Source organism: Vibrio sp. Sgm 5, from assembly GCF_026241575.1.
GTDB lineage: Bacteria > Pseudomonadota > Gammaproteobacteria > Enterobacterales > Vibrionaceae > Vibrio > Vibrio jasicida.
On the sequence record NZ_JAPHPY010000054.1, the window covers coordinates 24,085 to 36,282 of the forward strand.

At 42.6% G+C, this 12,198-nt stretch carries 8 protein-coding genes; 1 reads left to right on the forward strand and 7 read right to left on the reverse strand.

Annotated features, from left to right (window positions below):
• Positions 1 to 35 precede the first annotated feature (35 nt).
• From OQJ86_RS22120 to msrP, 4 genes are all read right to left on the reverse strand, one after another.
• Entirely contained in the window at positions 36 to 2,597 is a 2,562-nt protein-coding gene (locus tag OQJ86_RS22120; protein ID WP_265990915.1) for an ATP-binding protein, read from the reverse strand.
• A 453-nt stretch (positions 2,598 to 3,050) separates the two neighbouring features.
• Positions 3,051 to 4,559, reverse strand: coding sequence for a DUF3360 domain-containing protein (locus OQJ86_RS22125; protein WP_005446025.1), 1,509 nt, complete (start codon positions 4,557 to 4,559; stop codon positions 3,051 to 3,053).
• A 416-nt stretch (positions 4,560 to 4,975) separates the two neighbouring features.
• On the reverse strand, positions 4,976 to 5,593 hold the full coding sequence (gene msrQ / locus OQJ86_RS22130; RefSeq protein WP_265990918.1) for a protein-methionine-sulfoxide reductase heme-binding subunit MsrQ: 618 nt from the start codon (positions 5,591 to 5,593) through the stop codon (positions 4,976 to 4,978).
• Positions 5,590 to 6,594, reverse strand: a complete 1,005-nt coding sequence (msrP, locus tag OQJ86_RS22135; protein ID WP_045421262.1) for a protein-methionine-sulfoxide reductase catalytic subunit MsrP — start codon at positions 6,592 to 6,594, stop codon at positions 5,590 to 5,592. The genes msrQ and msrP overlap by 4 nt, the downstream gene beginning before the upstream one ends.
• Before the next feature lie 276 nt (positions 6,595 to 6,870).
• Here msrP and OQJ86_RS22140 point away from each other — a divergent pair, with 276 nt between their 5' ends.
• A complete protein-coding gene (locus tag OQJ86_RS22140; RefSeq protein ID WP_265990923.1) occupies positions 6,871 to 8,238 on the forward strand; it encodes an MATE family efflux transporter in 1,368 nt (455 codons plus the stop codon).
• A 77-nt stretch (positions 8,239 to 8,315) separates the two neighbouring features.
• Here the strand turns inward: OQJ86_RS22140 and OQJ86_RS22145 are convergent, their stop codons facing one another.
• The 3 genes from OQJ86_RS22145 to OQJ86_RS22155 all read right to left on the reverse strand — a co-directional run bounded on the left by OQJ86_RS22145 (position 8,316) and on the right by OQJ86_RS22155 (position 12,152).
• Positions 8,316 to 9,002 carry a response regulator transcription factor gene (locus OQJ86_RS22145; RefSeq protein ID WP_265990925.1) on the reverse strand — a complete coding sequence of 229 codons (687 nt, stop codon included), beginning with the start codon at positions 9,000 to 9,002 and terminating at the stop codon, positions 8,316 to 8,318.
• A 214-nt stretch (positions 9,003 to 9,216) separates the two neighbouring features.
• Positions 9,217 to 11,013 (reverse strand): hypothetical protein, encoded by a 1,797-nt coding sequence (locus OQJ86_RS22150; RefSeq protein ID WP_265990927.1) that lies wholly within the window; start codon positions 11,011 to 11,013, stop codon positions 9,217 to 9,219.
• A gap of 329 nt (positions 11,014 to 11,342) precedes the next feature.
• Complete coding sequence (locus tag OQJ86_RS22155) at positions 11,343 to 12,152, reverse strand: hypothetical protein (RefSeq protein WP_265990929.1); 810 nt, start codon at positions 12,150 to 12,152, stop codon at positions 11,343 to 11,345.
• Positions 12,153 to 12,198: the final 46 nt, after the last annotated feature.

The following is a 12,198-nucleotide window of genomic DNA, read 5'->3' on the forward strand; positions in this document are numbered from 1 at the left end:
CGAGCGGAGCCTTTATATACTTGTATTGCCAGCGTTTATGCATCGCTCGTAACAATTAAACCATCACATGTCCCGAAGTACGATTCACCTATGTCTTTTTCGATCGTTATTTTAGGCGTTCTACCTAAATTTTTTATCGCTCGGTAAAGGCATCCCAACAATGTAAATTCATTCTCGGGTACATCATCTTTACGGCTAAGAGAAAGGAACTTTGAATTTCGCAAAGGTCTGATCAATACTTTTCCGTCAATTGAGGTGATATTGACGTGAGTCTCCACATGGTCTGAGTAATCCGATTTTATAAATACTATTTCTTCATCTTTAGAAATCTCTGCTAGAGTATCAAACGAACATATTTGATGATCTCCATTTCTAGAAACAAGCACATGCGCCACATTGATCGGGTCATAATCGAAGTTGCACAGGCTATATGCTAAAAAGCAACGCTCCCATGAAGTCAGTCCCGCACTTTCTAATATTTCAACTTGGCCTTCTACCCAAGAACGAATGGCAGCTTCCGAAGCTGTGTAACCCTGCCCTTCTCTCTTCGCTGATTGTGGTAAATAATTTATGTATCCAATGAAATCGTCACCACTCCTGCAATGTACATTGCTCGCTAAATTTCCTACCGTTCTCATACTCATGAAGTTCTGCTGATTGTCAGGCATAATGGAGATTGTCGCTAGACCATGCCAAATATCATCATCAATTATTGGCCTTAGCCTCTTCGAATGCGTTTCAACGGCGCTCAAAACCTCTGAAGGCTGACTTTCTGCAAATGAAATTCTCTTTAGCCAATCAAAATAACTCTCCTCCTTTCTGACATCAGGATGTATTTCAGAGTATTCTTGCTCATCAATCTTCAAGTAGACTGGAACGTCTAAAGCAGTACAAATGGCAGATAGATAATCCTTAACATGAACGTTGAAGTTTTTAGTCTTTGCTAGATTACGCTTAACTTCTATCAAATCTCCGTCGGAAAATGGGGACGCTTTTAGATGTAATTTTACTTGTGTAGAAACACTTGCTCTAAAATCATTAGGTAGCTCGTTTTTCAAAAGAGGACGTAAAGACAGTCCGTTCTTAAAGTTTATTTGCCATACATCTGAAGTACCTCCATTCCATGGCTTACTAGAGACAGTTACTTTGTCTGCAGCCATGAAAACAGAATAAAAACCAATACCAAACTGACCAACAGATTTAAATTTGGAAGAACGTAAACCCGGGAATTCAGATTGAACTAATGATGACGTCCAAAAGCTTGTACCGAAGTCAAGTAGCGGGCCTGTTAACACCCTTTTAGACATACCAACACCGTCGTCTTCTATGTAAAGCCAACAACCATCAGTGTCCCTCTTGAGATGTATAGATATTCGTCCCACGAATCCTTCTTCGATTGTTCTTCTTGCATGGATCGAGTCACGTGCATTTTGTATCAGTTCTCTTGTGATGACTTCAAATTTATCACAACTGTTGCCATACAGTTTTTCCCCCCCTAAAGCATTTACAAGACGTTCAATATTCCCAACATGAACTTCTGCCATACATGGGTTCCAACCTTCCGTTTGGATATAATTAGCCATTAGTTCCGGAGATTCGACACCCTTAACCCGCTTCGTTTTGAATTGCGGAGTTTTAATCTGCTTAGACTCTAATAGAGCGTTAGAAGACCTAAGTTCCTTTTCAATCATACAGACTGTGTCAAAAGCGACCCACCATGATTCTGACTCATGTTCTAAGAATCTTTGGGTCGAGGTGAAAAGTAAGGTAGAGCCAGAAGTATCTGATTGGTCTATATCAACAGATGCTAACTTATTTTGAGCTTGCCAATGGTCAAAAGATATTCCTCTTCTTTTTATCAATGCGTGCAAAAAGTCGGGAGCTCTCTCGCTATCTATATGTGCAGCGTCTGCGCAACGAACCATACAGGCAACTTTGATTGGATCTATACGCCAATCTCTAGGGAAACCAGGTAGCACATTCACTTGATGGGGAAGTTTGCTAGCTACTTCTTCAATTGACCAGTGATGACTTGCGGCTATTTGTCCAATAAGCTTTCCAAGATGTTTTCTTAACGTACTATTTTCTATTAAATAAATACTTTGCCCAGTACTAGGGTCTTCCCAACTAATCTCTGTAAGCTTTTCCGCTTGACTTGCATGGAGTGCCCTTAAAGCTGAAAAATCTGCTATCTTTTTCGCTTCATCATAGTCCATACCTTCAGGAAGACTTGCCAAGGAATCTTTCCATATTGTTGTTAGGCGAACGCCTTCAATACCATTCTCGTACGCTTCAAAGCATAATGCTGAATCATGTAATAAAACTGCACCGCCAAAAACATATGCTTCAAGTGGATTTAAGGGATAGTCATCACCACAGATAAGGTTAGCAACCTCCCACAGAGCGTCCAAGTGGCTGATGTCATGTTGTGTTAAGCCCGGTAATACACCTGAAATGTTAGACACCAAATGTTGTGCTTTTTCCCGAAAATTAACGAAAGAAGAACGCAGCTCTTCGCGCTTAGTTTCGTAATCATCACCCTTTGGCTCAAGGGTTCGCTTCCAAAGTCCCGTGTATGCAATTCTATCGATAGACAAGCCTTGCTCCTTATAGAAGTTAAAGTGGTAAGTATTGACCGTAAACCTAGCCCCTTACACTATTCGATAGCGTATAGAACTCTTGTTTATCGCTCTATCTTTGTTGTTAGTAAACTGTACCGAAGTAAAATTGTGAAACCAAATACCAAAGCTAATAGTATCAACAATATAATTAAGTTGCATATACACTCTGTTAGTTGATATGTAATGTGAGTTTAAAAGTTAACAGGCGAATAATGGTGGAATTTACCCCGCAACACAGCAAGGTGATGTACAGCGAACATAGTTAGATGAATGAACTTTTTTGGTAGCGCCAAAGCCCCTTAGCGTGATGGTATGAGTATTTACTATGTCTGAAAAGGGAAAAAAAAACGGTTTAGCTCAACAGAACTAAACCGTTTCTCTCAAGGTAGGAAGAGTATCTTCGAACCCTAAATCGTACTACGAACCTATCTAACGGAAACTTGGGATAATAGCTGGAATTCCCGGTAATAGGCCAACCAACGCCATTACACTTGTTAATACAATAAACATAATGCCAGGCAACACCCAACGGCTCATTTTACTGAGTTCCCCACTACGTTCTTTGCAGCCGACTAAGCCTAAGTTATCTAATAGCATAGTGAGCGACCAGCCAAATGCAGGGTTAACGAGCGCTGAAGAAAATACAACAATCGCTGCCGATTGAGTGGTTTTACCTTCACGCGTCATTTCCATTCCTGCTTCTAGCAAAGGCACAAATACCCCAACAATAAGCGCAACACAAAGTACAGGTTGCCAGATCGCTAAGTCCATTGGGTAGCCCCAAACCGCGGCGATGATACAGAACAGTGCCGTCAGCAACGCGCCGGCAGGTATAGGGCGTTTAGCGATAGCCGCAGGAACGATGTAAGTTCCCCACGAAGACGTAAAGTTAGTACCACCGAGCAAAGAGCCGAACGTCTGACGAATTGAAGCGGTGGTCATCGTATCGTCGATGTTCATATGTACTTTTTCTGTACGTTCTGGATAGCTGATTTTTTGAAACACTTGATGCCCTAAAAAATCTGGCGACCACATCGCGACTGCCAAAATAGCAAAAGGCAATACGACCATGAAGTGTTCAATCGTCGGTAAACCTAGCATCCAACCTGTATCTTCCCCCCACCAATACATCGGGTTCATATTGGGTAAGCCGGGCTCGGTTTGAAAAGAAAACGGCGCTCCCATGGCAAAAGCTAACGTGCCCCCTAGCAAGCAACTAAGAGGAACGGCTAGCCAACGCTTACGAAAATGTTCCAGTAGTGCATATAAAATAATGGTGCAAAAGATCACGACAAAAGCGATGTGGCTCATCCCTATTCCCTCTGCCCAAGCGAACAGCTTTTTCACTTGAGAGACGGTTCCAACAAAGCCTAGGTAAAGCAGTAAACCGCCACACACGCCTTTACTGGTGAGATTTGCCAGCATACTGCCACCTTTACTGATGGCTAACAGTATGCCAAAAGCGCCAATCAGCAGACCAAAGGCCATTGGGTGCCCACCTGCTGCAACGACGATAGGGATTAATGGGATCAGTGGGCCGTGTGTACCCGCTAGGTTTGCGGTCGGTAGTAGAAAGCCTGAAAAAAGAATTATGAAAACAGAGGCGATAAGTAGTTCATAACGAACATTTTCTAAAATAAAGCCTTCGTTCAACCCTAGCGCACCGGCAAAGGTTGCTGCGATGGCTCCCACCATAACGACTTTACCAATGGTCGCGGCCATCGCTGGAATGGTGTCTTCTACCTCGAATCGATAGTCTTTAAACGGCAAATTGGGACGCCAACGTTTAGGCGCCATGATTTGCAACTCGTGCTCTAAATATTGTTCTCGGGACTCAAACTCCGAGCTAGGTTTATGTTGTTGTTCATAAGTGAGTTCATCCTCACTGGCTTTAGGCTTATCTGTTCCAATATGTACGGACTCTAAAGTGCTGCTCATTGTGATTCCTTTCGTTCACACTCTCAGGTGTGTTTTTCCAACCAACGTTGTTTACTCACTAAACGAAGATTAAGCGAGTCGCTGTCTATAAATTCTCTGCTACGAGAACTCGATGACTGATCTTTATGAACTCTTAAAATTCAGCTGCTAGTACCTTATACCAAACGAAAAAATACAAATAGTCTCAGGTGGTTAGACATTAGTCGTAGGGTTCGGGCTAACGGTATGAGCGTTGTGGTGGGATTTGATAGAACTAGCCTAAGGTCTTTGGCGAGAGCGAACGAAAGGTGTGGAAGCGTTGTGAGCCAACAGCAACGGAAAGCTTGGGTTAGCGGCTTATTATCCAATTAAGAAAGGGGCTCACGTAGCCCCTTTTAGTCTGTTGATTCATTTATCGCAATTAGTCTAACAGCGCATCAACTGGATAACATTTTTCGAAACACTCGCTGCTTCAATGTCTTCCAGCGCACCAGCAACAAACCAATGGCGATTAAGATATAAATCGTTGGCTCTACGACCTCTGACTTCACCGACCAATAGAAATGAATCGGTGCCAATATCGCCGCTAAGTAAACCCAGTTATGCAGCTTTTGCCATTTAGGGCCCATTTTACGTTGTATGGATTGAGTCGAAGTCACCGCCAGAAGTAATAAGATGACCCACACTGCTGCACCAACGGTCAAATAAGGGCGTTTGACGATTTCAGAGGCAAGCAAACTCCAATCTAACCCTAAATCAAGAACAGCAAACGCAACCAAATGAAGCACTGCCCAGAAAAAGCTGTAGAGCCCGAGTAGTCTCCTAACTCGAACTAACAAACCCTGCTTGGTCCAACGCGCAAGCGGAGAAACTAACAAGGTAATAAACAGCGTATTCAGCGCGCTGATACCCGTGTAGTGGATAATGCCTTGAACAGGATCTCCACCTAAGTTGTCGGTATTAATCGCAATAACCAGCAGACCTAAGAAACCGAGAGAAACAAGGTGGATCAGGACTTTAAGCGCAACGATGTTTTTTGGCGTCAGCTTTCTCAATAGAACTTCCTCAGATCCATATTCTTATAGAGATGCGCCACCTCTTCCTCGTAGCCGTTGAACATCAATGTTGGTTGTCTACGAGTACTGAGCACACTGCCCTCACCAATGAAACGCTCGCTTGCTTGGCTCCAGCGTGGATGGTCGACATTCGGATTCACATTGGCGTAAAAGCCGTATTCATTTGGCGCTAAACGATTCCACGTTGTTGGCGGCTCTCGGTCGGTTAGACGAATTCGAACAATAGACTTGATGCTTTTGAAACCGTATTTCCAAGGCACAACTAAGCGAAGCGGCGCACCGTTTTGTGGCGCAAGCGTCTTACCGTATAAACCCACAGAAATCAGCGCGAGCGGGTTCATTGCTTCATCAAGACGAAGCCCCTCGACGTAAGGATATTCAATACTGCTAAACGAGCCTTGGGCTGGAAATTGTTTTGGATCGTAGAGAGTTTCAAAAGCAACGTATTTCGCGCTACTTTTTGGGTCCGCCATTTTGATGATGTCCGCTAGAGGAAAGCCAATCCAAGGAATGTTCATTGACCACGCTTCCACACAACGCAAACGATAGATTCGCTCTTCTAGTGTGAACTTGTTAAAGATGTCATCGTAGTCGAGCTTAATTGGGTTATTCACCAAGCCGTCGACCTCAACCGTCCATGGGTCAGACACGAACTCAGAAGAGTTTTTCGCGGGATCAGACTTATCGGTACCAAACTCATAGAAGTTATTGTATTTCAGAACCTTACTTTCAGGGGTAAGGGAAAGATCCGCTTGGTACTGCTGTGGCTTCGTCGCGCTAAGGTCAATTCGATTGTCTAAGACTGGCTTCTCCTTTGAGGAGAAGATATCCAAAATGCCAGCTTGTGCATTTGCAGCGAGCGGCATACCGACAACCGCAATGCCAAGCTTTTTCAATATCTCTCGACGCTCTTTATAGACGGACTCTGGCGTCGCTTCGTTTTCAGATAAAGCCCAGCGATGATTCTTCTTAATCCACATAATCTTCCCCGAATGTGTTCATACTTTAGTAAATAGCGAACTGGTAGTACGTTGATTTAAACAGACCGTAGCAAAAACAAATTTATTTCATAAAAAACAAAAAGAGACACGTATTCAAATTAAGCTTTTTGCCCAGCAGAGTTGCACTCATACTGCCTCTTTTTAGTTCATTATTAACCAAATCTAAAAACTGATTTAGGGATTAGCCCTCTTATCATTAACAATCGCAACTCTATACTGGCATTGTTCCCGAACTTTCGAATCAAGAGCCTTGTGATGATAGCGATTTCCTCGACCTTAAAATCCGTTCTCGAAAAAACACTGCCGCTGACTGTCGGTCTTTTTGCGATCATGTCAGTACAACTTATCGACGCAGTGTTTATCGGCATGCTCGGCGTGAACGAGCTTACCGTGCAAGGTATCACCATGCCGTTCCAAGCTGGCTTTATTGGCATTCAAGTCGGCATTGGTGTCGCGGCAACGTCGATCATCTCACATGCTTTTGGCGCGAATAATACGCAACGCGCGACAAATACCGCTTCACTTGCGTTACTGGTCGGTAGCGCTTTTATCGCTCTCATTGGATTTGCGTTGTGGTTGATGGAGCAAAGTGTGTTTTCTGCATTTGTCTCTGTGAAAGACAGCGGCGCACAATATCAGCAGCTCGAAACGTTATTTGGTCAGTTCTGGGGCCTATGGTTGTTGAGCGCACTATCCAGTGCCGTGCTGTATTTAATGACCTGTGTTTACCGTGCGAATGGTGATACTAAAGTCACGGGCTCTGTCTTTGTTATCGCAAGCCTTATCAACCTCGTGCTCGATCCGATCTTTATGTTCGTTCTAAACATGGGAATTGCGGGTGCTGCATTAGCATCGATGCTTGGCTTTGCCATCAGCGCGGGTTACATGATGCACAAAGCTAAAGGTCGACAATGGTTCGCACCTTTCTCTTCGGCTTTAGCTAGCAAAGACGATGTTGCTCTGCTGATCAAAACCACGATTCCAACCATGATGAATCAGATCTTACCGTCAGTCAGTGCTTTCGTGACGGTTATGTTCATCGCTCATCTTGGTACTAATGAAATCGCATTTTGGAGCTTATTAAACCGAGTGGAAAGCTTCTTGCTGATCTTCACGCTGGCACTAACCATGTCTTTGCCACCAATGATTGGCCGTGAACTCGGTGCCGAACGTTTTGATTCAATCCAAGCACTCGTCCAATCGGCTTCTCGCTTTGTTATTTTGTTCCACTTGGCCATCGCAACTTTGTTGGTGATGAGTTTACCAATTGTTGTTCCTCTACTATCGGCGGACAACACAATGCAAGACTGGTTAAAGCTAGCACTTTGGGTGATTCCGTTTAGCTACGGCCCTTTAGGTTTGTGTATGGTTGTAACTTCCATCTTCAATGCATTGGGTAAACCAAAAACTGCCCTATTCGTTTGCTTTGTAAGATTGGTGGTTCTGTACATCCCAGCGATTGCCATCGGCTCGTTACAGGGTGACATTTTTACAATCGTCATCGCAGCGACAATTGCTAACGTTCTAGCAGGCTTGTTTGCATGGTTACAACTTACTAGCTATGTAAAACAAAACTTGTCTGCGACTCAAGCGTCGATGTTAGAAGTGGAAGCAGTGAAGTAATAACGGATTGTCTTAGTATCGAAAACACCATCGCTCACTTCCAATAATTTTCAAAATACCATTGTTTATCATAATAACTAGACTAACCCTAACTTAGTTGCCACATGAATCAGATGGATACGATTCTTTGTTTCTAATTTCGTGCACAGCTGATTGATATGGTATTCAACACCACGCTCAGTCATGTCTAATTTTTCAGCAATTTCTCTGCTAGTTTCTCCCAGAGCTAAGTGCTTCAGAGCTTTCAGCGCATTTAAACTGAAGATGTTCATATTGAGATATGGATTAAATTCATCCTTATAACAGGACACAAGCTCCAAGTGATAGAGCAGCAATATATGGTGAAGCTTGGGCCACAAAGTATTAAATTGCTTTTCCCATTCTTCGACCGTCAGAGTACTTTTGAGTGAAAATAGTCCCCCCCATTCCTTAGGACAGGCAAGGCCACAAGACCATTCGATGTAAGACTCGAAGTTGTCCTGTTTACTTTCTCCGGGAAAAGGGGAATCTTCGCGACTCCCAATGCGAACCGAATCGAAGTTGATGCGTTTTTTGAACTCGCGGTCTGTTTGAGCGTATCTAGCAAGGTAAGTTTGCAAAGACTTAAGTTCTCTCTCATCCGAGACAAATGCAGTTTTTGCTTTTGCTATGTGCTGTAGCTTAAATAGCTGCATAGTTAAAGGCGCAGAAAAGTCATCCTTAAACGTAAAAGGCGCACCTTCGTAACAAAACGAAACAACATCGAAGAGTTTTAGATCTTCCATTAAACTTGCTCTAATTTCAACCAAGCTACGTCTATGGGGAACACTTCCTTTTGACCAAGCAGTTGATAAGGCCAATCCTCAATACCTCGCTAATAATTGAGTTTAAATTTTTATTGTACTTTAGAGACTATACACAACTTTAAAAAAGTCTTTTCATTTATTTTCGCTTCCATCAAGAAAGCCCCATAACCAAAATTTAGGGGCTTAATGTTGTCTAGTTGATTTTTTGTTTCAATGAAACAAATTTACTGAATGGTGACGTGAGCAATTTTTTCTTTGCTGCTGGATCTTTCTTTAAATAATAATCAAACCAATTCAAATAATAGTAATCTCGAATAACGTGAGGCTTATAATACCATTGACCTTGCTCTGTCTGCCCCCAACTTAGTAACGAAAATGATTCTCCCATAAAGTTGGGGGTAAATAAGTCACGTCCAGTTGCTTTTCTATTACGATCTATCACATAGCTGAACAAAGACTCTCCATTTTGTTTAACATAACCAGGAAAGTTAAATTCAGCATCATGCTGAGTCAGTACTCCATGATCTACATCTGCTACCGTGACAAGCATCTTATCACCCTGTGCGCGATTATATGCACTTAATGCAACAGGCTGGGGATTCTCTTTAGTGATTTCCGCACGTTCCGCAGGAAGTTGTAGAAGAGTCGAAGGATCGCCTTCAGCCAAAGTTACTGCTTCTTGAAAAATAGAATGGAACACCATCTGAACAAAATCATCTTCATTGCCGATTATCTGTAACAACGGCTTACTATTCCCAATAGGAACACCATCTTCACTATAGTCCCCTCCAAACATTTCTTGCGGTGTCCATGAATAAGGCACCCCATTATTAAGACCAATTGCTGTTTGTATATTTGGAATATGTTTCAAAGCAAGTTGAGATGTCATAGACCCTAGAGAGGGTCCAGATAAACCAATATTTTTTATATCCAATTTACCCGAGAACTGACCACAACTGGTTACAACCGAGCCTTGAGCCTCGTTTCGACAATGTTCCTTATCTTTGTTGAGGACTACTAACGTATCTTTAACAATGCCGAGATCAACGACACGCTGCCTAAACAAATTACGCTGCATATCGACCACTTTGTTAGGACCATCATTCAACACTTTTGATTTTGTTGGATCAAATGAGAGGATGGTTGCTTGAGTTGGGTTTTCTATACCAAATAGATAACGGAAGAAGTTTGGCAGAACTTTCATTTCCGAGAGCGTTTGGTATGCCTCACCCACTTCACTTGGACTTTTAGCTTTAGCAAATTCTGAGGCAGGATCGTGGAATACAATTGGGACGGTTCCATCGGATATATAGGTTGGAGCAACCGCAACATAACCATGGCTCGCAAGAAACTCTCCGGCACGATCCCACATGGCATAATTCCCACCTAACCCGTGCGACAAGATAATAAGAGGGAATGTTCCTTTCGCTATTGGAGCGTCAATAAATGCACCTCTATCTTGCTTTACGAACGCCTCAATAAATTGTTTTAGCGCTTGATTCATCTTATGGGAAGGCAAATTTGCAAGCGGCTGATCATCAGTGTCTTCTATATGCTTTAAGTTCGTATTGAGAGACATAGTTAGCGGTTCAAAAGCATTGCTATCATTTAATACATAATCTGAAAACTTAGCCTGCTTGCCCGATACTGCTTTTTTGGGACTCCTCAAACGCTGATGAATTTGAATTGTTTCATCGGATACCAGTGCTGGGTACCAAACATGAATAGGAACTGTTCTTGGTTGACCGGACGATTCAATTTTCCGTAGTAATTTTCTATATTCACTACTAGCGTAAGCAGTATTCCATGGATCAAATCGCTGAGAGTTATCACGTGCAAAAATTATTTTTGATCCAACGGCATACTCACCAAACTCTACTTGTTTTAACGCTTTTTTAGAAAATTGATTTAGAGTACTCTCTTGAGCGAATGTAAAAGGAACATATATTAACCCAATGAGTAGAGCATAAATAGTTTGCTTCCTATTCATAATTATCTCTCTGTTTTTTGTTCGTGATTTGCAGAGATTATAACGAGAGCGCCATGCGCTCTAACTATGAGATCTCATAGTAGTTTTGAGCAAAATTCAAAGTAATTAAAAACAAACTAGCCATCTCAAAAATTGGTGATACCCACCTTAGTTTTTATTATAAACATTTTAGAATATTAAAATTTACATCAGGATAGAGTTAAACTTCGGAATTCCTTACGCAAACCTTCAGATAATACACAGACATCTAGATGAATCTCAATAAAAAGGGGCCCCGCAGCTCCACAAGGCCCCTTTCCTACTTCTACTAATCACTCGACCCACTCTCCTTATAAAACCGGGACGTGATGCGCTTCCACTTTAGTTTTGTGAATATGACTCATCTTATGAGTGTTAACGAAGTCTGTTCCGCTCCTAAAGCCCGTTTTCACTTTAGTCGTGAGCACGGCAATGTTGTTACCAAAGACGACGTCCGTGTAACGGGCATATTCACACATCGTAGTCTTAACACCACGCTCAGCGAATCCCTTCTCCATCCTGCGAGAGTAAGTAACGAAGTCCGCTGGCGTGATTTTTTCGTCTAATTTCGAGTTGCTTGTTACTGCGCTGATTACATCTGCCGGTGACAACGATTTATCGAGACCCTCTAAGACCTCTACTGCTTTCTTGGGATGTACAGTTGGTGGCCTTTGACAGGTATACATTTCGTAGAGGTACTCAACAACCGTCTCTATATCCTCTTTATTGTGTCCCCCCATCAGATAACTTCCGTTACCTACTGCACCGCCGGAAAACTTGCTCTGGCCATTAAGGTGCTTAGCTAAATTACCATCGGGCTTGATGCTCACACCGATATCGAAGAAATAATCTCCGGCATTTAAAGCCAGTAAAGAGACCATGTTCTTTACAAAAGCTGGGCTGCCATGGTTGATACTTGCCTCATACAATTCAGTCACCTTCTTGGCAATGACTGGCGTCGCGATGTTTTTCTTGCTCAGCAATTCATCAACTGAAACAAACTTAACATTATCAGGAAGCTCGACGCGCGAGTCGTAACAGGTTCGCCCCTTAGTGCGTCTATCAACATATATAATGTGCTTTACCTTCGGGCTTTGTTGCTTAATTCGGTTGGAAGACATGGCAGCCCAAAGTTGTTCAGTTATTAAGCAATATACTGAGTTTCAG

What these genes read in the sequence shown, in the direction of transcription:
- msrP (WP_045421262.1), bottom strand. Translation starts at nt 6,594, where the DNA reads ATGTGGATTAAGAAGAATCATCGCTGGGCTTTATCTGAAAACGAAGCG.
- OQJ86_RS22140 (WP_265990923.1), top strand. Translation starts at nt 6,871, where the DNA reads ATGATAGCGATTTCCTCGACCTTAAAATCCGTTCTCGAAAAAACACTG.
- OQJ86_RS22125 (WP_005446025.1), bottom strand. Translation starts at nt 4,559, where the DNA reads ATGAGCAGCACTTTAGAGTCCGTACATATTGGAACAGATAAGCCTAAA.
- OQJ86_RS22150 (WP_265990927.1), bottom strand. Translation starts at nt 11,013, where the DNA reads ATGAATAGGAAGCAAACTATTTATGCTCTACTCATTGGGTTAATATAT.
- OQJ86_RS22145 (WP_265990925.1), bottom strand. Translation starts at nt 9,002, where the DNA reads ATGGAAGATCTAAAACTCTTCGATGTTGTTTCGTTTTGTTACGAAGGT.
- OQJ86_RS22155 (WP_265990929.1), bottom strand. Translation starts at nt 12,152, where the DNA reads ATGTCTTCCAACCGAATTAAGCAACAAAGCCCGAAGGTAAAGCACATT.